The 21,787-nt window shown below is 70.4% G+C and carries 19 protein-coding genes; 11 read left to right on the forward strand and 8 right to left on the reverse strand.

Annotated features, from left to right (window positions below; translation table 11 throughout):
- Nucleotides 1–39: 39 nt before the first annotated feature.
- On the reverse strand, nt 40–840 hold the full coding sequence (locus tag WMF36_RS26315; protein WP_437573510.1) for a hypothetical protein: 801 nt from the start codon (nt 838–840) through the stop codon (nt 40–42).
- A gap of 205 nt (nt 841–1,045) precedes the next feature.
- Nucleotides 1,046–2,032, reverse strand: a complete 987-nt coding sequence (locus WMF36_RS26320; protein WP_437573511.1) for an ABC transporter substrate-binding protein — start codon at nt 2,030–2,032, stop codon at nt 1,046–1,048.
- 599 nt (nt 2,033–2,631) lie between these two features.
- Here WMF36_RS26320 and WMF36_RS26325 point away from each other — a divergent pair.
- From WMF36_RS26325 to WMF36_RS26350, 6 genes are all read left to right on the forward strand, one after another.
- Nucleotides 2,632–3,417, forward strand: coding sequence for a phosphotransferase enzyme family protein (locus WMF36_RS26325; protein ID WP_437573512.1), 786 nt, complete (start codon nt 2,632–2,634; stop codon nt 3,415–3,417).
- A 281-nt stretch (nt 3,418–3,698) separates the two neighbouring features.
- On the forward strand, nt 3,699–4,829 hold the full coding sequence (locus WMF36_RS26330; RefSeq protein ID WP_437573513.1) for a hybrid sensor histidine kinase/response regulator: 1,131 nt from the start codon (nt 3,699–3,701) through the stop codon (nt 4,827–4,829).
- On the forward strand, nt 4,819–7,200 hold the full coding sequence (locus tag WMF36_RS26335) for a PAS domain S-box protein (protein WP_437573514.1): 2,382 nt from the start codon (nt 4,819–4,821) through the stop codon (nt 7,198–7,200). Before WMF36_RS26330 ends, WMF36_RS26335 begins: the two co-directional genes overlap by 11 nt.
- A 253-nt stretch (nt 7,201–7,453) precedes the next feature.
- A complete protein-coding gene (locus WMF36_RS26340) occupies nt 7,454–8,173 on the forward strand; it encodes a transcriptional regulator (protein WP_437573515.1) in 720 nt (239 codons plus the stop codon).
- A 164-nt stretch (nt 8,174–8,337) separates the two neighbouring features.
- Nucleotides 8,338–9,141, forward strand: a complete 804-nt coding sequence (locus WMF36_RS26345; RefSeq protein ID WP_437573516.1) for a class I SAM-dependent methyltransferase — start codon at nt 8,338–8,340, stop codon at nt 9,139–9,141.
- Between the two features lie 225 nt (nt 9,142–9,366).
- Nucleotides 9,367–10,527 (forward strand): STAS domain-containing protein, encoded by a 1,161-nt coding sequence (locus WMF36_RS26350; RefSeq protein ID WP_437573517.1) that lies wholly within the window; start codon nt 9,367–9,369, stop codon nt 10,525–10,527.
- A 19-nt stretch (nt 10,528–10,546) separates the two neighbouring features.
- Here the strand turns inward: WMF36_RS26350 and WMF36_RS26355 are convergent, their stop codons facing one another.
- Nucleotides 10,547–12,214 (reverse strand): hypothetical protein, encoded by a 1,668-nt coding sequence (locus WMF36_RS26355; protein WP_437573518.1) that lies wholly within the window; start codon nt 12,212–12,214, stop codon nt 10,547–10,549.
- A gap of 242 nt (nt 12,215–12,456) precedes the next feature.
- Nucleotides 12,457–13,122, reverse strand: coding sequence for a glutathione binding-like protein (locus tag WMF36_RS26360; RefSeq protein ID WP_437573519.1), 666 nt, complete (start codon nt 13,120–13,122; stop codon nt 12,457–12,459).
- A gap of 76 nt (nt 13,123–13,198) precedes the next feature.
- Here WMF36_RS26360 and WMF36_RS26365 point away from each other — a divergent pair, with 76 nt between their 5' ends.
- Together WMF36_RS26365 and WMF36_RS26370 are read left to right on the forward strand one after the other, a co-directional pair.
- Nucleotides 13,199–14,167 carry a LysR family transcriptional regulator gene (locus WMF36_RS26365; RefSeq protein WP_437573520.1) on the forward strand — a complete coding sequence of 323 codons (969 nt, stop codon included), beginning with the start codon at nt 13,199–13,201 and terminating at the stop codon, nt 14,165–14,167.
- 157 nt (nt 14,168–14,324) lie between these two features.
- Complete coding sequence (locus WMF36_RS26370; protein ID WP_437573521.1) at nt 14,325–14,753, forward strand: YciI family protein; 429 nt, start codon at nt 14,325–14,327, stop codon at nt 14,751–14,753.
- Nucleotides 14,754–14,780: 27 nt separating this feature from the next.
- Here WMF36_RS26370 and argC read toward each other — a convergent pair whose 3' ends face one another.
- The 4 genes from argC to WMF36_RS26390 all read right to left on the reverse strand — a co-directional run bounded on the left by argC (nt 14,781) and on the right by WMF36_RS26390 (nt 18,101).
- Nucleotides 14,781–15,731: an N-acetyl-gamma-glutamyl-phosphate reductase gene (gene argC, locus WMF36_RS26375; protein WP_437573522.1), complete on the reverse strand. Its 951-nt coding sequence runs from the start codon at nt 15,729–15,731 to the stop codon at nt 14,781–14,783.
- 236 nt (nt 15,732–15,967) lie between these two features.
- The gene (locus tag WMF36_RS26380; protein WP_437573523.1) at nt 15,968–16,573 is read right to left on the reverse strand and encodes an RNA polymerase sigma factor; all 606 of its coding nucleotides are present in this window, start codon (nt 16,571–16,573) and stop codon (nt 15,968–15,970) included.
- A gap of 8 nt (nt 16,574–16,581) precedes the next feature.
- Nucleotides 16,582–16,794, reverse strand: coding sequence for a YgaP family membrane protein (locus WMF36_RS26385; RefSeq protein WP_437573524.1), 213 nt, complete (start codon nt 16,792–16,794; stop codon nt 16,582–16,584).
- 137 nt (nt 16,795–16,931) lie between these two features.
- Nucleotides 16,932–18,101 (reverse strand): lipase family protein, encoded by a 1,170-nt coding sequence (locus tag WMF36_RS26390; RefSeq protein WP_437573525.1) that lies wholly within the window; start codon nt 18,099–18,101, stop codon nt 16,932–16,934.
- A gap of 162 nt (nt 18,102–18,263) precedes the next feature.
- On the opposite strand from WMF36_RS26390, the gene WMF36_RS26395 reads away from it, so the two are divergent.
- The 3 genes from WMF36_RS26395 (at nt 18,264) to WMF36_RS26405 (ending at nt 21,750) form a co-directional block, all read left to right on the forward strand.
- Nucleotides 18,264–19,427: a M20 metallopeptidase family protein gene (locus WMF36_RS26395; RefSeq protein WP_437573526.1), complete on the forward strand. Its 1,164-nt coding sequence runs from the start codon at nt 18,264–18,266 to the stop codon at nt 19,425–19,427.
- 58 nt (nt 19,428–19,485) lie between these two features.
- The gene (locus WMF36_RS26400) at nt 19,486–20,748 is read left to right on the forward strand and encodes a dicarboxylate/amino acid:cation symporter (protein WP_437573527.1); all 1,263 of its coding nucleotides are present in this window, start codon (nt 19,486–19,488) and stop codon (nt 20,746–20,748) included.
- A gap of 369 nt (nt 20,749–21,117) precedes the next feature.
- Entirely contained in the window at nt 21,118–21,750 is a 633-nt protein-coding gene (locus tag WMF36_RS26405) for a glutathione S-transferase family protein (protein ID WP_437573528.1), read from the forward strand.
- The last annotated feature ends 37 nt before the right edge of the window (nt 21,751–21,787 follow it).

Raw genomic sequence — 21,787 nt, forward strand, 5'->3', positions numbered from 1 at the left:
GGTCGCAGCCCCGCCGGGCCATGACGCCTGACCCGCGGGTCAGGCGGCCGTGGACGAGGCGGACACCTGCCCCGCAGACGGCGCGCGCCGCGCTCGCTGCGTGAGCCCGCGCAGCGCCAGCGCCGCGAGCAGCGCGGCCAGCCACGCGAGGCCGTAGGCGCTCGCCGGCGGCATCCGCCCGAGCGCCGCATGCAGCGCGACGAAGAACGCCGCGAATCCGAGCAGGCCGCGCACGAAGCCCGCGAGCAAGGCCGCCGTGGCGGCGGCGCCGTGCCTGGGCAGGGTGAAGCACGGAAGGATGTTGCCGGTGATCGGGATGGCGAGCAGCAGGCCGCTGAGGCCTGCGGGCGCGACGCCGGCGCTGCGCATGATGCACCAGGCCATGGCCATCGCGGCCACCACGCGGCAGGCGAGCTCGGCGCGCGGAATGGCCGCTACAGCGGGCGCCTCACAGCGGCGCGGCAAGGCCAGCGTGCCCAGGGCGGGCGACAGCAGCGCCACGGCGCAGGCCCAGAGCGGGGGCAATCGCAGCGCGAGCAGCGCCGCCCCCAGCGACAGGAAGGCCACGTTGGCCGCGAGCAGCGCCACGCCCCAGCGAAAGCGCGTCGCGCACCACGCAAAGCCGAGCACATGAACGATCGTCGCCGGCAGGCACACAAGCGTCGCGAGCGCGATCGCGCTCGCCTGGGCGGGCGTCTCCTGCAGCAGCACGAAGCCCATGATCGGGCCCACGATCATCGGTAGCCCGGCGATCGTGCCGCCCATCCCATGGCCGAAACGGCGCGCCGCCAGCGTGGACAGCAGCACCGATGCGCCCACCAATGTGAGCTTCAGCAGCACGCTGGCCCGGGCATCCATCGATCGCGTTGCAGGACGCGCATCGCTCGCCGGGTCCCTGTAGGGCAACGTTCCAGCGGAGACAATGCCGGAGCTCTCCTCGTCGGCGCACCGCGAGCCGACGCGCCGCGCGACGCCGGCTCACCGGAGCCACCGGCCGGTTGCGATCGGCCCGAGCAGGCGGCCTCGTCCCGAGCCGGCTCGGCACCTACGGACGTCCGAGCGCTTCCCTCATGACGCTGTCGTCGACCAGCGTCGCGAGCTCGTCGCGGGCACGCGGGGTGCGGCCTGTCTGCGCGGCGACCCAGCCCTCTTCTTCCTCGAGCACGTCCAGGATGTCGGGCACCAGCGTGCCCAGGAACAGCTCGTCTTCCCAAACCTCCTCGAGCACGGAGGGCTCGATGCCGATCGCCTCCGAGATCCTCGGCCAGACGGCCTGCGGGCTGGTGCGATAGAGCTCCTGCGCCTGCGAGAGCGCTCGCACGAACTCGACGATACCGCGCCGCTTCTCGGGATCCGCCAGCTTCTCGGCGGTGCTGTGGAGGTTCACGATCTCACGGTAGAGCGAGCGATCCTGAAAGAAGATGGCGTCGCTGCCGATCGCCTCCGCCGCGAGCTGAGTGGAGGGCTCCCAGAGCGCGACGGCGTCCACCTCGCCCCGCTCGAGCAGGGAGGGCAGCGTGTTCGTCCCGCAGGGGGTGGCCATGCAGATGCCGCCGGGACGAATCGTGTAGTCGTCCGGCGTGAGGCCCACGGTGCCCAGATACTTGTGGATGAAGTAGGCCGCCGACGTGTTCGGGATCGTCCCGATCCGCTTCCCTCGGAGATCTGCGAGCGAGCTGATCCCCGCCGCGCGGTTCGCGACGATCCGGTAGAACGTCTCCGTCACCGTGAAGATGATGCGCAGATTCGGATGAGCCACCGATTGCCGTAGCGTCTGCGTCTCCGCGTTGGTGCCGAGATCGACGCTGGGGTCGTTGAGCAGGCCCACGATGCCACCGGACTGGACGGTCGCCTCCCCAGGATAATAGTCCTGCGTCGCGATCAGCACAGGAGTGAACTCGATGGATGCCGTGTCGCTCGTGATCCTGAGCGAAGGGAAGGATGCTGCTCCGCCCTGACCACCGGCGCCGGCGTCCCCGCCCGCGCCGCCGTCCCCGCCCGCGCCCGCGCCGCCGTCCCCGCCCGCGCTCACGCTCGTGCTCGGCGGGCCACCACCGCCGCTGCTCGCGCCGGAACCGCCCGCGCCGCCGGAGCGGCCTCCAGAGCCGCCAACGCCACCCGAAGGCGCTCCACCACCCACGCCGCCAGCCATGACGCCACCCGTCGAGCTGGAGCCTGCCGCGTCGGCGTTCCCGCCGGGAGTCGAGTTACTGTCGCAAGCGACAAATCCAATTGCAACGAAAAAGACGAGGCGGAAGAGAGCTCGCATGCGTCATGCCTCCTTCGACCGGCGGACTCATCCACGGCCGTATCCATCAGCCATCGACTCTATCCATCAGCCATCGACTAATGGGGGGCTCTGGGTGGGTCAAGTGGCATTTGTGCTCGGGGTGACATCGTAGCGGTGTGCGTGAGCCGCGGAGAAGAAGTGGCGAACCCGAGCGCGATGAAGGAACGAACCCGACGCGGATTCAGCATGATACCTTCCTTTTCTGCTGTGCTCTCTGTCGCTTCAAGGAACTTCTCCTCGCCGACAGGCCTGCGCGCCGTTCCTGCGCGAATCGCGCGATCTCGGCGCCGGGAATGCGCTATGACGGCGCGCGAGCGCGCGTGGAGCCCAGAGGACGGGACATGGTCGACGAGACGGTATTCCAGGGCGGGGTGAACACCGTGCGCCGGCGCGGGGACCGGGTCCACCGGCCCGTGACGGCGGCGGCGCCGGCCATCCACCGGCTGCTGCGGCACCTGCGGGCGGCGGGGTTCGACGCGGCGCCGGAGCCGCTCGGGTACGACGACGAGGGGAACGAGGTGCTGTCGTACCTCGACGGCGACGTGCACAACGCGCTCCCGGCCGAGCTGCGCACGCCCGAGCTCCTGGCGTCCGCCGCCACCTTGCTGCGCCGCTGCCACGACGCGAGCGCGACGTTCGTGCCCGAGCCGGACGACCGGTGGCAGCTGCCGCCCCGGTCGCCAGTCGAGGTGGTCTGTCACGGCGACCTCGCGCCCTACAACTGCGTCGTCCGCGCCGGCCGGGTGGTCGGCTTCATCGATTTCGACAACGCCCACCCGGCGCCGCGCGTGTGGGACCTGGCCTATGCAGTCTACCGGTTCGCGCCGCTGCACGCGCCGACCAACCCGGACAGCGCTGGCACCCCGGAGGAGCAGGCACAGCGCGCCGCCGCGTTCTGCCGCGCCTACGGCATCGCGCCCAGGGCCGAGCTGCTCGACACGGTGGTCGACCGGCTGACAGCGCTCCTCGCCACCCTGCGCGGGCGGGCCGAGGCAGGCGACGCCGCATCCCAGGCGCACATCGCCGCCGGCCACCCCGCGCTGTACGAAGAGGATATCCGCTACGTGCGGGCGCAGCGCGACCGGCTGCTGCACGTCTTCGCCGCTGCACCGGACCACCCGTGGTGACAGCTCTCCTCAGCGCAGTCGAGATCCGCGGCGCTCGCTCTCAGCTCCTCTGGCCATGAACGGCGCCGGGGGTGGTGCTGTCATTCGCCCAGAGAGGTTTCACATGAAGTCGGGGAGTTAGGAAGATAGGAGGGTTTTCTTCCCGCCTTCATGTTCAAATGACTGCACCACCGCGCCGCGCGACGCCGGTCGCGCCGCCAGGCAGCCGCTCGCCCGGAGGCCGGGCGCTATGGTGGGGACCGTGGATCCTGGTGTAACCTCGCGCCCGAAGCCGAGGGCGCATGGAGCAGCAAGAGCCGAGATCCAGGGTGCTCGTCGTCGATGACAACGAGCAGAACCGCGCCCTGGCCCAGGCCACGCTCGAGGACGACGGCTACGAGGTCGTGCTCGCCGTCACGGGCGAGGAGGGGATCCAGCAGTTCGAGCGCCACAAGCCGGATTGCGTGCTGCTCGACGTGCGGATGCCGGGGATGGACGGGTTCGCCGTGTGCGCCCGGATCCGCGGCCTGCCCGGGGGCGAGAGCGCGCCGATCGTGTTCCTGACGGCGCTCCGCGACGTCGAGACGTTCGACAGCGCGCTGCGCGCCGGCGGCGACGACTTCCTGACGAAGCCGGTCCGCCCGTCGGAGCTCCTCGCGCGGGTGCAGGCCGCGCTACGGCTGCGCCGGCTCGGCGCGGAGCTGCGCGAGCACGTCGAGCTCGTCCGGCAGCAGCGGGACGCGCTCATGCGCCTCCAGCTCCAGAAGGAGCAGCTCACGGCCTTCGTCGTGCACGATCTGAAGAACCCCGTGAGCAGCATGGACCTGCACGCGCAGTTCCTGCTCCGGGACCGCTCGCTCCCGGAGCAGGCGCGCGACTCCGTGCGGCACGTCCGCGATCAGGCGCGCTCCCTGCTGCGGCTCATCTACAACCTGCTCGACATCAGCAAGAGCGAGGAAGGGAGGCTCGCCCCCGAGCGCACGCGCGTCGACCTCCGCGCGGTCGTCCTCGAGACGTTCGCCGCGCTCGACCTGCGCGCGAGCTCCCGGTCGCTCGCGCTGCGCGAGGCCATCGAGGTGCCCGCCGTCCAGGCCGACCCGGACCTGCTGCGCCGCACGCTCGAGAACCTCGTCGAGAACGCCGTCCACCACGCCCCGGCCGGGACCGCGGTGACCGTGAGCGCCGTGAAGGACGGCGCCGCGGTGGAGATCCGCGTGGCGGACACGGGGTCGGGCATCCCCGCCGAGATGCGCGCGAGGGTGTTCGATCGCTTCGTTCAGCTCGGCGGCGAGGATCCGGTCGTCCACCGCGCCGGCCGCGGCCTCGGGCTCGCGTTCTGCAGGATGGCCGTCGAGGCGCACGGCGGCACCCTCCGGATCGAGGACAACGCGCCCGGCGCCATCTTCTGCGTGAGGCTCCCCGATGACCCTTGAACACTCCTCCATCGACCGCCTGTCTCCATCCGGCCAGGCGCCCCACGGGCCCGGAGCTCCGCCGCTCGACGACGGCACGTTCCGCCTGCTCATCGACGCGGCGCCCGACGCGATGGTGGTCGTCGACGAGCAGGGACGCATCGTGTTCGTCAACGTCCAGACCGAGCGGATGTTCGGCTACGCGCGCGGCGAGCTCCTCGGGCAGGCCATCGAGATCCTCCTGCCGGAGCGCTTCCAGCGGGCGCACGTCGCGAACCGATCGGCGTTCATCGCCGCGCCCAAGGCGCGCCCGATGGGGTCGGGGGTGGAGCTGTTCGGCCGCCGGAAGGACGGCGGCGAGTTCCCGGTCGAGATCAGCCTCAGCCCGCTGATGACCGAGCGGGGCACGCTCGTCTCGAGCGCCATCCGCGACATCAGCGACCGCAAGCGGGTCGACCTCGCGATGCGGCGGCTGGCCGCGATCGTCGACTCCTCCGAGGACGCCGTCATCGGCGAGGCGCTCGACGGGCGCATCGCCAGCTGGAACCGGGGCGCACAGGCGATCTTCGGCTACACCGCCGAGGAGATGATCGGCAAGCCCCTCACCGCGCTCTCCCCGCCGGGGCGGGAGGACGAGGTGCCGCGGATGCTCGATCGGCTCAGGCGCGGCGAGCACATGGATCACTTCGAGACGGTGCGCAGGCGCAAGGACGGCAGGGACATCGACGTCTCGATCACCCTCTCTCCGATCTACGACGCGATGGGCAAGGTCGTCGGCACCTCGAAGGTGGCCCGCGACATCAGCGAGCGAAGGCGCCTGGAGGCCGAGGCGAAGCGCACGACCGATCTCCTGCGGAGCGCGGTGGAGAGCATCCAGGGCGCGTTCGCCGTGTTCGACGCGCACGATCGGCTCGCCCTCTGCAACAGCGTGTACCGGCACTGGCTCGGCGCGCGGGTGAGCGGCCCCATCGTCGGGCGGAGCTATGATGAGCTCATCGACGAGGGCATCGCCGCGGGGCTGTTCGCCCTCGGCGGCGAGCCCCAGGCCGACTTCCGCGGGAGGCTGCTCGCCTACCACGCCGAGCCGAACGGCACGCTCGATCTCTGCACGAGCGACGGGCGCAGCCTGCGCGCGACCGAGCGCCGCACGGCCGAGGGCGGGACCGTGTGCACCCTCTGGGACATGACCGGAGACGTGCAGCGCGCCGAGGAGCTCCGCAAGGCGCGGGCCCTCGCCGAGGCCGCCAGCTCCGCGAAGAGCGAGTTCCTCGCCTCGATGAGCCACGAGCTCCGCACGCCGCTCAACGCGATCCTCGGCTTCGCGCAGCTGCTCCAGCGCGACCGGAAGACGCCGCTCACCGACCGCCAGAAGGAGCGGATAGAGCACGTCCTGAAGGGCGGCGAGCACCTGCTCAAGCTCATCGACGACATCCTGGACCTCTCGCGCATCGAGGCCGGCCGCGTGACCGTGTCGATCGAGCCGGTGAACATCCCCGAGGTGCTGGACGAGGTGAAGACCACGCTCGACCCGATGGCCCAGCGCGCCGGGATCGAGATCGCCCTCGCGCCCCTGCCCGCGGAGCTCCCGAAGATCACCGCGGATCGCACGCGCTTCGCGCAGATCCTCATGAACTACGGCTCGAACGCGATCAAGTATGGCCGGAGGGGGGGTCGCGCCACGATCGCCGTGTCGATGCCGGAGGACGGCGTCGTGCGGATCTGCGTGGCGGACAACGGCGTCGGCGTCCCGCGAGAGCAGCACACGAAGCTCTTCCAGCCCTTCCAGCGCGCCGGCCAGGAGACAGGGCCGATCGAGGGGACCGGGATCGGCCTCGCCATCAGCAAGCGGCTCGCGGAGCTCATGGGCGGCGGCGTCGGCTTCAACAGCGTGCCGGGCGAAGGGTCCGAGTTCTGGATCGAGCTCCCGGCGCACGAGGAGCTGCCGCAGGTCGCCGCCCCGGAGCAGGCCGATGCGCGCGCGGAGGGGTCGCCGCTCGCCGGGCCCGGCGGCGTCCGGCATTCGGTCCTCTACGTCGAGGACAACCCGTCGAACATCGCGTTCATGGAGGAGCTCATCTCCGAGCTCGAGCGCGTCCACCTGATCACCGCGCCGAACGCCGAGATCGGCATCGAGCTCGCGCGGTCGCGGCGGCCCGAGGTCGTCATCATGGACATCAACCTCCCCGGGATGAGCGGCTACGAGGCCATGCGCAGGCTCGAGGAGTGGCCGGAGACGCGCGACATCCCCGTGATCGCGCTCAGCGCGGCGGCGATGGCCCGGGATACCCGCCGCGCCGAGCAGGCCGGGTTCTACCGCTACCTGACCAAGCCGGTGAGGGTCGACGAGCTGACCTCCGTCCTCGAGGAGATCCTCGTCCAGGCGGCGCACTGACGGCGGCCGGCGCCTACCGCGCCGCCCAGACGGCGAGGAGGCGTACGCGATCGCCACGGCCTGGATGACCGCGAAGCTCAGGAGGCCGGTAACACCGTCGCAGGGCCGACGTACATCACGCCTTGAGCTCCCACGCGCACCGTACACACCGCGGCTTTATCCCACGCAGAGCCCGCTCGCCGGCCAATACCCGATCTGCGGCGAGGCCGATTTCGCTCGACGAGGCCGCGGCATTTTGGCGTAGCGTGGCTGTATGACCCTGCGACGCGATCATGTCCTCTCCTGCACGACGCTCCTGCTCATCGCGTGTGGACTGGCCGGGTGCGGCAAGGCCTCCACGCGACCTGCGGCCGCGCCGGAGGCCGCGGCGGCGGCCGAGCCGCTCACGCTCAGGCGCTCGGCGGACGACATCCTCCTCGCGGCGAAGCTGCCGCCCGAGACCGCGCCGCGCGCGTCGCTCGAGATCCACCGCCTCGACGCCTACGCCGTGTGCAACGCGGCGCAGGTGCGCCTCTCCGCCAGCGTGAACGTGAACGCGAGCGCCGGCGCCGGGCCGAGCGCGCTCACGCTGTCGAGCCTCGTCATCGGCGGCCTGGGGCTCACGGGCGGCATCGTCACCACGGCGCTCGCCGCGGGCCTGGAGGCGCCGCCGATCCCGGCGGGCACGCCGTCGCTCCCGGACGCCGAGCCCCCGGACATCGAGGGCAAGACCGGCGTCCTCGTGGCGGGCGTCGTCACCGGCGTCGTCGTCGTGGGCGCGGTGGTCGGCACGCTCCTGCTCGTCGGAGGCGACGACGACGACGACGGGCGCAAGGGCAAGCTCGACCTCGGCGCCGGCGGCCCCGGCATGCGCGGGCTCCGCGACGCCATCCGCGACTTCGAGGCCTCGTGCCCCGACGAGCCGGCAGAGGACGCCCTCACGTTGTGCATCGACAAGGCGCGCGCCCTCCGCAAGACCTGCGCAGCCCGGTGACGCGGACGGCGGTCGCTCGACGCGACCTCTCGACCTCCCGGCGCAGAGTCGAATAGCCTCACGAGCACCATGCAACCCGCGCGGGGACGAGCAGCAGCCCCGAGGGCCCCGCCGCTCGACCCGCGCTGCCGCTCACGGCCGAGCCGCACGACCCCGAGGAACGAATGAAGCGCATCCATCTGTTCGAGCTCGAAGACTTCAGCTGGTTTCCAGGGTGGCTACGGTCCTGCATGACCCGCCTGATCGTGACCGTGCACAGGACGCTGGGATCGAGCGAGGAGCTGGCGGAGCTCCTCGCCAGAGCGCTGAAGGAGTCGAGCTCGACCAGCATCGTCGACCTCTGCTCCGGGAGCGGGGGCCCGATGCTCGATGTCCTGGAGCGCCTGAACAAGAAGCCTGGGCTCGAGGACGTCACGCTGATGCTCACCGATCTCTATCCCAGCGCGGAGGCGGCGAGGAGCATCAACGCCCGGGAAGGGAGCAACGTATCGTATCGGACGAGCCCGGTCGACGCCACGGAGCTGAGCGGCGAGACGGCGGGGCTCAGGACCCTGGTCAGCAGCTTCCATCACATGAGGCCGGAGAGCGCGAGAAAGATCCTCGAGTCGGCCCAGAAGAGCAGACAGCCCATCTGCATCTTCGAGATCAGCGACAACAGCTTTCCGAAGTTTCTCTGGTGGACCGCCCTGCCGGTCAACTTCCTGATGTGCCTCCTCATCACGCCCCTGGCGAGGCCCGTGACGGCGCGGCAGCTCGTCTTCACCTACCTCCTCCCGATCATCCCGCTGTGCTTCGCCTGGGACGGGGCGGTCTCGAACGCGAGGACCTACACGCTCGGCGACCTGGACGAGCTGCTGCGAGGGCTCGGAGATGAAGGTTACCGGTGGGAAAAGGGGGTGATCGGCGGCAGCATGAAGAAGATCTATCTGCTCGGCATTCCCACCCAGCGCGCCGGCTCCGGCGACTGAGCCGCTCCGACGCGGACGAACCGGTATGTACGGGTCGTACGACTGCCGGCGTTTGCCGGCGGGCGCGGCCGGAGCCGCCGCGTCGCTGCCGTACGATCCGGAGATCGGGTTAAGGCGAAGCCCTGGTCCGCGTTCCGGATTGCCCCCTACTATCCGAGTGCGGTCATCGATGTAACGTGGGATGCGCAACCGCGCGCTGGCTGTCCGGTTGCGGAGGGGAGTACGATGACCGAAGCGAATGGATCGCTTGGTTCGCTGGACGATTTCATCGCACACTCTACAGAGATGCTGTTCGTCGCGAGGGGCGACGGCGCGCTGCTGCGATGGAGTGACGCGCTGGGCCGGGCCATCGGACCTGCGCTCGCACAAGGGACCCCGTTGACCGAGCTCTTCCACCCGGAGGACCGCTGCACGCTCACGGCGCGGTGGGAGCAGGTCCGCGGGAGCGCCGCCCCCGTCCAGGTCCACGGCCGGATCATGAGCGCGGAGCGCAGCTACCGGCCGTTCTCGTGCTTCGTGCGCGGCTCGCGCACGGATGGGCTGGTTTACGGCTCGTTCCGCGACGCGCCTCCCGACGACGGCGTCCTCGACGAGCTGGCCCGGCTGAAGGATCGGGACCGGATCCTCGGCGCGCTGATCAACGCCCTCCCGATGGTGATCTGGGCCATCGACTCGGAGGGAACGTACACCTGCCACGAAGGCAAGGGGCTCGAGGCCGCCGGTCATCAGCCTGGACAGCACGTTGGAAAGAACATCTTCGAGCTTTACGGCGACCTCGCGGGCGGCATCGAGCGCGCGCTGGCCGGCGAGGCGGTGCACGGGCTGGCCGAGGTCCACGGCTGCGTCTGGGAGAACTGGATGGTCCCGCTCTCGGAGTCCGCGGGGCACGTCCGCTCCGTCATCGGGTTCTCGCTCGACGTGACGGAGGGCCAGCGCGCGCAGCAGGCCCTCCAGACGAAGCTCGACGTGATCGAGGCGCAGCAGCGGGTCATCCGGGAGCTCGCGGCGCCGATCATCGAGGTGTGGGACGGCGTCCTGGCGCTGCCCATGATCGGCGTCGTCGACAGCGCGAGGACGGCCGAGGCGATGGAGAGCCTGCTCGAGGCGATCTCCAGCCGCTCGGCGCGCTACGCGGTCCTGGATCTCACCGGCGTGCAGGTGGTGGACACGAAGGTCGCGGATCACCTGATCAAGCTCGTGCGAGCCATCCAGCTGCTCGGCGCCGAGGGGATCATCTGCGGCATTCGCCCGAACGTGGCGCAAACGATGGTGGCGCTGGGGCTCGACCTCAGCGCCATCGTGACCAAGGCCAACCTGCGGGCCGGCCTCACCTACTGCATGCGGCGATTGAACGCGCGCGAGCCGACGCCGCGCACGAGCCCGTGAGCGCCCCGGCTGGCTGAGCTCAGAACAGCTGGACGTCGTCGAGCTCGATGCCGAGCGGCTGCCCCCCGGGCGTGCGCCAGCTCAGGTTCATGACCGCCCACGGCTCGAACGGCGCCGGCGTGCCCCACCCCTGCTGCATCAGATGCCACCAGTACAGCTCGATGGTGACCCACTCCGTTCCGACCCCGAGATCGATTCCGTGGCTGTCGAAGCAATCCGAGCAGAACCCGCCCTCGGGCGTGGTGAGGAGCGTACCGATCTCGAAGCGAACCGGAGCGCCATGGGAACGGACGTTGAAGCGGATGCCCTGGAACCCCGACACGTCGACGGGCCACGTATCGAAGGTGAGCATGACGCCGGCGCCCGACGCGGACGGCCCCCCCGGGGAGTGAGCTCCGAGCGCCGTCGACCCGAAAGGCCCCGGCACGGGGAGCAAATCGACCGGGATGGGCCCGTCGCCGTACGTCACCCACGGCCCGGTGTACGGCGGCAAGCGGCTGGCGTACGGCGGGGAGCTGAAGAAATCGCCGTCCTCGAAGTCCTCGATGAGGAGGCCCGACGTCGCGCAGAAGGGCAGCCACCCGCAGTCCAGATCGCTGCAATCCGCGAGCCCATCCCCATCGTCATCGTAGCCGTTGCTGCAGGCCACATCGGTGTACTCGCCCCACGGCGCGCAGGAGGGCTGCCCCTGGCACTCCGGATCGCTGCAATCCGCGAGCCCGTCCCCATCATCATCGTAGCCGTTGCTGCAGGCCGCATCGGTGTCCTCGCGCCACGGTACGCAGTAGGGCTGCCACTGGCACTCCGGGTCGCTGCAATCGGCGTAGCCGTCCCCATCGTCATCGTAGCCGTTGCTGCAGGCCGCATCGGTGTCCTCGCGCCACGGTACGCAGAAGGGCTGCCACTGGCACTCCGGGTCGCTGCAATCGGCGTAGCCGTCCCCATCGTCATCGTAGCCGTTGCTGCAGGCCACATCGGTGTACTCGCCCCCCGGTGCGCAGAAGGGTTGCCACTGGCAGTCCGGGTCGCTGCAATCCGCGTAGCCGTCCCCATCGTCATCGTAGCCGTTGCTGCAGGCCACATCGGTGTCCTCGCGCCACGGTACGCAGAAGGGCTGCCACTGGCAGTCCGGATCGCTACAATCCGCGTATCCGTCCCCATCGTCATCGTAGCCGTTGCTGCAGGCCACATCGGTGTCCTCGCTCAGCGGCGTCGTGTCGTCGACCCCGATGACGATATCGAGCGTCCCCTGGCCGACGGAGACGACATCGCCGTCCGCCCGGAACTGGAACGCGACCGTCGACGTCGCGCCTTCGTTGATGAAGACCGACGTCGGGTTCGCCGACGTCAGGCCCGCCGGGACGTACTGGTAACCGGAGCCGGTCCACCGCTCGAGGACCCAGCCGGGCTCCAGATACACGTCATAGTGGCCGACCGGCAGCACCGCCGTGAGCACCGTCGTGTCGCCGTCTCCATAGAAGAGCCGGTGCGTCGGACCGTAGATATTGAACAACGCGTTGGATAGGCGGTACGTCGCGCCCGTGGCGCTGGTCCCGACGAGGGAGAGGCTGATCGAGCCGACATCGGACGCCTGCTCGGCGCCGTCCGGCGCCCCCGCTCCACAGCCGACCGGGATCGTAGCGACCGCCAACACCGAGCATACGAAGAGTTGTCGCAAGTGTCTCATGATGAATTCGTATCAGAGACGCTCGCGCAGGAAAAGTGGGATCCTTGGGCGCCCGATGACGGCGCGCGGCCGTTCCTCGCCTGGCTTCGACAACCGGCAAGGACCGTCTCGTGTCGGTGCATGTAGTAAATGTGCGCGTTTTCGCGCGCTTTCATGCGTTTTCTTCACATCAAGCGCCGGAGCCGATCCTGGTCATCGGGCATCGGGCATCGGGCATCGGGCGTGCGGTCAACGGTCATCGCTCACGCGGTGGCGTGCCCAGCGGCGGCCGAGGCGCCCTTCGCGTGCCGCGCGAGCTCCCGGACGTAGCGCGCCCGCTCCTCGGCGAAGGCGCGCGCCACGCTGGGGCGCGCCAGGAGGCGCGCATGGTACGCGGGGAGCGCCGGCCAGGTCTTCAGATCGACGGGCGTGACCTGTGACCAGTTGAGCACCGTGAAGAGGTAGGCGTCGGCGACCGAGAAGCGATCGAGCAGGAACTCCCGCCCTTCGAGCCGCCGGGCCACCCAGCCGAGGCGCGCGTCCGCCCGGGCGAGCGCGTAGGCCTTGACCTCGGCCGGGGCCGCCTCGTCCAGGAGCGGCAGGTAGACCGCCTTGTGGAGCTCGGTGCCGATGAAGCAGAGCCACTGCTGGAGGCGCGCCCGGCCGAGCGGATCCCGCGGCGCGAGCTCCGCTTCCGGGAACCGCTCCGCGACGAGCTGCAGGACCGCCGCGTTCTCGGTGAGGATCTCGCCGCCCTCGATCTCGAGCGCGGGCACGAGCCCGAGCGGGTGGATCGCGCGGAAATCGGCGCCCTCCTCGGTCCGATTCGTCTTCAGGTCGACCTCGACATACGAGGCCTCGGCGCCGGCCTCGTAGAGCGCGATGCGCGTGGCGAGAGAGCATGCGAGCGGGGAGAAATAGAGCTTCATGAAGACCTCCTGAGGGCGAGGAAGGTGCGCCGCGAGGGGCCGTGCGTCCAACGCATCGTCGTGATAGGAGCTATGCGTGTCCCGCATAGCTTCTCCTCCCGCGCCCCCGGCGCTCGGCCCGCGGCCTCAGCTCGAGGTCCGCGACCTGGAGCTCGTCCTCTCGCTGGCGGCCGCCGGGAGCACGGCGGGCGCGGCGTCGACGATGCACATCACGCAGTCCGCCGTGAGCCGGGCGCTCGCCCAGGCGGAGGAGCGGGTCGGCGCGCGCCTCTTCGAGCGCGCCGCGCGCGGGGTCACCCCGACCGCCGCGGGCGAGCGGCTCATCGCGGGCGCCGGGCTCGTCCTCGCACAGCTCCGGGAGCTCGAGCGGGAGGTCGCGGCGCCGGCCGCCGCGACGACGCGCGTCCGCCTCGTGTGCGAGTGCTACACGGCGTACCGCTGGCTGCCCTCGGCGATGGCGAGCCTCCGGCGCACGCTGCCCCGCCTCGCGGTGGAGCTCGCGGTGGAGCACACCCAGGATCCGGTCGGCGCGCTCGTCCGGGGCGACATCGACGTCGCGCTGCTCACCACCGCCTCTTTGCCGCGAGCCCGCGAGGGGGGCGGCGCCCTCGTGGAGCGGCCGCTCTTCTCGGACGAGGTCGTCTTCGTGGTCTCGACCGCGCACCCGCTCGCCGCGCAGGGGTCGCTCACGCGCGACCACCTCCAGAGGAGCCCGCTGCTCACGCCGACCGCGTCGCCCGCCGAGGTGCGCTGGTTCATGAGCACCGTCTTCGGGCGCCGGAAGCCCAGGCTCGAGTCCCTGCCCTTTCCGCTGACCGAGGCCATCATCGACGCGGCGCGCGCCGGCATGGGGATCGCTGTCCTCTCGGAATGGATAGCGGACGGCTATCTCGGGGGCGGCGATCTGAGGGTCAAGCGGCTGTCGTCCGGCCCGCTGCGCCGGCCCTGGCGGATCGCCTGCCGACGCGCGTCGGCGTGCGTCGCCGACAGCCTGATCGCCGCCCTCCAGAGCTCGGCGCCGCGGCTCACCACGCGCGCCGGGTGAGGGCGGACGGCGCGGGCGCCCCCTCCCCCGGGCTGCCGCAGAAAAAAAACGAAGGGGCGTGTCGATCTCGCGGCCCCTCGTTCGTCGTCACCAGAGAGCGAGGGCTCACGCCCGGTCGAGGCCCTGCGGAGCCCTGTACCGAGAAGGAGACACGACGATGCGGTTCATGATGCTGATGATCCCGAGGGGATACGAGAGCGCGGCGCCGGGCACGATGCCGGACGCCAAGGCGGTCGCTGCGATGATGAGGTACAACGACTCCCTGCAGAAGGCCGGCGTGCTGCTCGCCGTCGACGGCCTCCACCCGCCCTCGATGGGCGCGCGCATCTCGTTCCCCGGAGGGAAGCCCCAGGTGATCGACGGGCCCTTCGCCGAGGCGAAGGAGGTGCTCGGTGGCTACTGGGTAATCCAGGTGAAATCGAGGGAAGAGGCGATCGCGTGGGCGTCGCGCTGCCCCGGTTCGGACGACGCGATCATCGAGGTTCGCCAGGTACAGGAGCTCTCGGACTTCCCCGCCGACGTCCAGGAGGCCGCGGCCGGGCTCCCGGAGATGCAAGCGCACGCCGCGCAGCGCAACGGGGCGTGACACCGCGGCCGCGGCGCAGCGCGAGGGTCAGTCGAGGCCGGCGCTCTCCGGCGTGCCGAGCATCAGATTCAGGTTCTGCACCGCCGCGCCGGAGGCGCCTTTGCCGAGGTTGTCGAGGCGCGCCATGACAAGGATCTGGTCGGGCTTGCCGAACACGAACACATCGAGGCGGTTCGTGTCGTTGCACTCCAGGGCGCTCAGGGAGCCGTCCTCCAGCGCGCCCTGGCCGCCGAGCGGCATCACCCGGATGAACGGCTCGCCGGCGTAATACGACGCGTAGAGCTCGTGCACCGACGCGGGCGTCGCGGGTCGGCTCAGGGCGTCCACGAACAGGGGCACCGAGACGAGCATGCCTTTGTAGAAGTCGCCCACGACCGGCTGGAAGAGCGGCGCCCGCTCGAGCCCTGCGATGGCGCGCATCTCGGGCAGGTGCTTGTGCTGCAGGGTGAGCCCGTACGGGCGCGGGCCGCGGAGCTGCTCGCGGCGGGCCTCGCCGGCCTGCTCGTAGGCCTGGATCATCTTGCGCCCGCCGCCGCTGTAGCCGGTGAGCGAGTGGGCGATCACGCGGGCGTCCCTGGGCAGGAGCTCCTGGTCGACCAGCGGGACCACGAGGGTGAGGAACCCGGTCGCGTGACACCCGGGGACGGCGACGCGCCGCGCGCTCCGGATGGCCTCGCGCTGCCCGGAGCGGAGCTCCGGGAAGCCGTACACCCAGCCGTCGGCGGTGCGGTGCGCGGTGCTCGGATCGATGACGCGCGTGCTCGGGTTCTCGATCCACCCGATGGACTCGCGGGCGGCGTCGTCGGGCAGACAGGTGATGAGCAGATCCGCCTCGTTGATCAGCGCGCGACGCGCCGCCGGGTCCTTGCGTCGCTCCGGGTCGATCTCGAGCAGCTGGAGATCGCGGCGGCCCTGCAGCCGCTCGCGGATCTGGAGCCCTGTCGTCCCTTCCTGTCCGTCGATGAACACCCGATGCATGGTGGCCCTGTTCATACGCCGAGCGCGCCGCCCCGACCAGGGGTTCGCGCGACCCGAGCGGCAGCCGCGGACGACGACGTCGCGCCCGAGGTATCCGCCCACGCGCGCCGGGTGGTGGCCGCGCCCCGGGTAGCGGCCTCCGACGGCCCGGGCGAAGCACCGAGGCCGCGAGGGCCCCGAAGCCTATCACGCCGCGCGCCACGTGCGCGACGAGGCTCTTGCTCGCGAACATGCCCCTACCCTCCTTCGTTCCGCGCGGGAGACGCAGGAGACGCGGGGCGCGCGCCCTCCCGCCGGAGGACCTCCGCCCGCACCAGCTGCCGCGCCCGGTGCAGCCGGCTCTTCATGGCCGCCTCGCCGATCCCGAGCATCCGGCACACCTCGTCGCCCGTCAGCCCCTCGACGTCGCGCAGCACGATCACCTCGCGGTAAGGCCGCTCCAGCGCGGCGATCGCCTCGTGCACGGCGCGCACGAGCCGCCAGCGCTCGAGCGCCGCCTGCGGGTCGAGCTCGCCCGAGGGCACCGCGTCGGCGTCGTCCACCCGCCGCCCGAGCCGCGAGCGCTCCCGCGCGAACGGGCGCAGCATGCGCATGCACGCGTTCCGGACCACCGTCATGAGCCACGAGAGGACGCCCGGGTCGCGCGCCACCTCCGGGCGGCGCGCGAGCCTCGTGAACGCCTCCTGGACCGCATCGTCCGCGTCGAAGGCGTCGCGGCACACGCGCAGCCCGAAGCGGTACACGCGGTCGTGGTAGGCCCGCACGAGCAGCTCCAGCGCGCCGTCGTCGCCGCGCGCCGCCGCCGCCGTGAGGACCGAATCGTGTGAGGTCGACGCGTCCATCCAGCGCCTCAGCTTCGCGGGAGCGGGCAGGTCGACCTGCCCATCAGAGCGTACCCGAGGCACGTGCCCGAGAGCGCCGTGAACAGCAGGTACACGCCCGCGGCGCCGAATGCGACCAGGCGCGCCGCGAGCGGCAGCGGCGCCGCCCAGGCGCACGCCAGCAGGGCCAGCGCCCCCAGACCACGGAACAGGCGATCCATCTTCCCGAGATTGCGTTTCATGCGCTCCTCCATCCCTCGCCCGGAGAAGCCCCGGCGCGGGACGAAGGATTCAGGAAATCGTCACCGGCGCGAGGCGCGCCCCTGGGACTGGACGAGATCCCGGCAGCGAGCCGGCGCGGCCACACACGTAAGATAGCTTACCCACCGACGGAGATGCGGCTCATCTGCGAGACGCGCAGATAGTTCACGGGCGAGTGAGCTTCCCAGGAGTAAGGGAAGGGTATCCGGCCGAGGACGGGGATACCGGCCAGCTGGTCCATGACGAAGGCCGTGATGCCGGTGAGCGTGCTTCCAACCAAGCTGCGCGCCTGGCTCACGAGCTTGCTCTGATAGATCCAGCCCCGGTCCGTTGAGTGGTACTCCTCGCCCATATGCCTGAAATCCCCTGCGGTGCGCGGAGGCATCCGCGGCACGACGTCGTTCTCGTAGATGTGCCGGAAGAGCATATGTCCGAATCCCCGCTCGTAACGCCGAACGAACTCTTGATCGCCGACCATCGGCTGACCGAACGTATAGATGCCGCGCAGCTTCTTCCAGTGCCACTCGTGGAGGATGCCTACCGTATAAAGACGCGCCGCAGCGAGCACGGCCAGCGCGCCACCCAGGCTGTGACCTGTGATGTAGAGCGCCGGCTCGTCCTCGTCTCCGGCGGCCGGAGCGTCGCCGGCTCGGGTGGGTCCGACGTTCGAGAGCATGGGCTCTCTCGAGTCGCGCTCGTCGCCGCAGTCTGGCTCGGCAGTGTCGCCGGAGGTCGGGGCGTCGGTACCGGCGGAACGGCAGTGGTACTTAGCCATCGCCCGATGGCTCACGTCGCAGAGAGACATCCCTCGCAGAGCGGCGCCGAGCAGCGGCGAGAGCGTGGGCCACAACGCCAGGAAAGACCGGTAGAACCCGCCGTGCACATGCCCCATGGCATGGAACGGCTCCACCTTGGCGTTGATGTTCGCCATCCAGTTGATCAGGCTACGCGGCTCTGTCCCGCGGAACGACAGCACCACCACGCGTTTATCCGCGCTCTGGAGGATGAGCGCTGTGGTGCCCACCAGAAGCGCGTCGTTCTGGAGGTTGATGGACACCGCATTTCCGCCGCCGAATCCGCGATGGCTCATCACGTCGGCAAACGTGGTTATATCGGAGTACGACCAGGACGCCGCGGCCGACATGAGGAGCGCGGCTTGGCGTTCATACATTCCTTGCCGCACCTGAAGCAGGCCGTCGATGACCGGGTTGCCAGACTTCGCCGGGGTCGACTCGCACTTCACGGGATACCGGTCCACGACCGGCAGAAACGCAGCCTCGATTTTCATTTGCTCCCCCCATCGGCTCAAGCCAACGCGATCGAGCATGCTACTTCAAGACCAGCGATGGTCAATCGAGGCGTCAGCGTTGATATGAATATCCGCTCGAATATGTCGAGTTCAAAGCGGTTCCGACCTTCACGAATCGGGGTGGAGTGCTAGCATCGCCGCATGGCCGATGACCTGAGCAGGGACGTGCAGCTCCTCGATCGCGATCTCGTCGCCGTGCGGCGCGATCTGCACCGGCACCCCGAGCTCGGCTACACCGAGGTGCGCACGTCGCAGCTCGTCGCGGAGCGCCTGCGCAAGCTCGGCCTGTCGGTGCGCACGGGCGTGGCCGGGACGGGCGTCATCGCCGATCTCGAGGGCGAGCGCTCCGGCGGCACCCTGCTGCTGCGCGCCGACATGGATGCGCTCCCTGTGGAGGAGCAGTCGGGCCATGACTTCCCGTCCGAGACGAGGGGCGTCATGCACGCGTGCGGCCATGACGCCCACGTGAGCGCGCTCCTCGGCGCCGCCACGCTGCTCTCGGCACGCAGGGACCGCATCGCCGGCAGGGTCCGCTTCCTCTTCCAGCCCGCGGAGGAGCTCGCGGACGGCGCGCTGCAGATGATCGAGGCGGGGGCGCTCGACGGCGTCGACCAGGCGCTCGGCGCGCACGTGATCTCGCCTTTCCCGTTCGGCGTCGTGGCGACGCGGCCCGGGCCGTTCTTCGCGGGGATCGACACGTTCGAGATCGCGGTCGTCGGGAAGGCGGGCCACGGCGGGCTGCCGCACATGTCGGTCGACCCGATCTACGCGGCGGCGCAGGTCGTGACCGCGCTCCAGTCGATCGTCTCGCGCGAGACGAAGCCGGGCGAGCCGCTCGTCGTGAGCATCTCGGCCATCTCCGGCGGGAACGCCTCCAACGTCGTCGTGGAGCGCGTGGCACTCCAGGGCACCGTGCGCTGGTTCTCGCAGCCGAGCCGGGAGCACGCGCTCGAGCGCATCCAGGGGATCGCCTCGGGCGTGTGCTCGGCGCTGCGCGCCTCCTGCGAGTTCAGGGTGCTGTCGAGCTCGCCTGTCACGGTCAACGCCGCCGCGCCCGTGGATCTGGTCGTGGCCGCCGCGCGGGCGACGCAGCGCGCCGAGGTCCTGGATCCCGGCCCGCTCACGGTCAGCGAGGACTTCTCGGAGTTCACGAGCCGCGTTCCCGGCTGCCTCTTCACCGTGGGCGCGGGCGGGCCGACCGCGGCGCCGCACCACCACCACGCGTTCGACCTCGACGAGCGCGCGATCGGGCTCATCGCGGAGATCTTCACCCGCGTCACGCTCTCCGCGCTCAGGCCGGAGTGACGCGTCCGGCGAAACCCGCGCGCTCCTCGCGGCATGCTGGCGCATGCTGGCGCCCGCGATGACGAGAACGCTGCGGACCCTCCTCACGTCCAACCGCTTCACGCTGCTCCTGCTCGCCTCGATCGCCGCCGGCGCAGGCCTCGGCCTCGCGCTCGGCGAGCGGGCGGCGGTGCTCAAGCCGTTCGGCGACCTCTTCCTCAACCTGCTGTTCACCCTCGTGGTGCCGCTGATCTTCTTCTCCATCTCGTCCGCGGTGGCGGGCATGAGCAGCCTGCGGCGCCTCGGGCGCATCGTGACCGCGATGCTGGGCGTCTTCGTCGGGACCGGCCTTGTCGCGTCGGCGCTGATGCTCGTGGCGGTCGAGCTCTACCCGCCCGCGGAGGGGCTGCAGGTGACGCTCCCTGGGCGGCCGGAGGTCGCGCCGGTCAGCCTGGGCGACCAGCTGGTGGGCGCGATCAGCGTGCCGGACTTCGGCGACCTGCTCTCGCGCAGGAACGTGCTGCCGCTGATCGTGATGGCCTTCCTGGTCGGCCTCGGGACCACGGCGGCCGGCGAGCGCGGCCAGCCGGTCGCGCGGCTGCTCGCCTCGGCGAACGAGGTGATGCTCAAGCTTGTCGACTTCGTGATGTATTACGCGCCGATCGGCCTCGGCGCCTACTTCGCGCACCTCGTCGGCGCCTTCGGCCCGACCCTGCTGCAGTCCTACGTGCGCGCGATCGGGCTCTTCTATCCGCTCGCCGTCGCGTACTTCTTCCTCGCCTTCACGCTCTACGCGTGGCTCGCCGGCCGGGGGCGCGCGGTGAGGGCGTTCTGGAAGAACATCCCGGCGCCGGCGCTCACCGCGCTCGCGACCTCGAGCAGCATGGCGGCGATCCCCTCGAACCTCGAGGCGGCGCGGCGCTCCCGGGTGCCTGACGACATCGCGGAGGTGGTCATTCCGATCGGCGCGACCGTCCACATGGAGGGCTCGTGCCTCTCGGCGGTGCTCAAGACGGCGCTGCTGTTCGGCGTCTTCGGCCGCGAGCTCGGCGGGGCGGACACTTACCTCGCCGTCGTGGGGGTCGCGATCCTGAGCGGCACCGTGATGAGCGGCATCCCCGGCGGGGGCTTCATCGGAGAGCTGGTGATCGTCTCGCTCTTTGGATTCCCGATGGAGGCGCTGCCCATCATCTCCACCGTCGGGGCGCTCGTGGATCCGCCGGCCACGCTGGTCAACGCCGTCGGCGACAACGTGAGCAGCATGATGGTGGCCCGCATCCTCGACGGTCCGGGCTGGAGCGAGCAGCCGCCGGACACCTCTCCGCCGGAGGCGGGCGCCTAGTGCCCAGCGCCGCGTATCAGAAATCCCGCCAGAACAACCGGTCAATGACGAGCGGTCGCCGAAATAGTGGCGATCGCCATCGTTTTCCGCCTGTTTCGCCGCCGAGGGCGGCTCCGGTGCCGCCCATCGGGGCGCCCTCCGCCGCCGCGTCGCCCGTGGTCAAGGGCCCGCAGCATCACCGGTGTGGTTGGCATCATGGGTCCAGGCGCCGCTTGGGCTGCCACGCGCCGAGGCGGGAGCCATGAACGCGGCGGGCAGAAAAATTCAAATCTGCCGCACCTGGCGCCGCGCCCAACGGGGCCGGCCTCTGGTAGCCTCCGCCGCGCCGCCGACCGACCGGCGGAAACGAACGGAGAAAGAGACACCACCATGGCCATCGTTCTTTACCACCACCCGTTTTCGCGCGCCGCCAACACTGTGTGGATGCTCGAGGAAGTCGGCGTCGAGTACGAGCTCAAGTTCGTCGACATCATGGCCGGCGACCAGAAGAAGGAGGACGTCACGAAGCTCAATCCGATGGGCAAGCTGCCCTTGCTCGTCGACGGCGACACTGTCGTCACCGAATCCGCGGCGATCGGCCTCTATCTCGCGGATCGTTATGCCCCGGGCCGCCTCGCGCCGAAGCTCGACGACGCGGCGCGCGGCACTTATTTTCGCTGGTCGCTCTTCGCCCCCTCCGTCATCGAGCCCGGCTCGATGGCCAAGGCCGGCAACTGGGAGGTCCGCACCGGCTCCGCCGGTTGGGGCAACTACGACGACATCATCGCGACGATGGAATCGGCCATCTCTGGCCGTGACTTCGTCCTCGGCAAGGAGTTCTCGATGGCCGACGTCATCTTCGGCGGCACCATCGCGTTCATGCTCGACTTCAAGATGATCGAGCCGCGCCCGAGCTTCACCGGATATGCCGAGCGGGTCAGAGCCCGCCCGGCGTACGCGAAGAGCGAGGCGCGCAACAAAGCCGTGATGGACGAGCGCGGCCTCAAGATGCCTGGGGCTTAGAGCTCCCTGAAGGATTGAAGCGGAGCGCCTCGGCGAG

The sequence above is a fragment of the Sorangium sp. So ce887 genome (assembly GCF_051521455.1).
GTDB lineage: Bacteria > Myxococcota_A > Polyangia > Polyangiales > Polyangiaceae > Sorangium.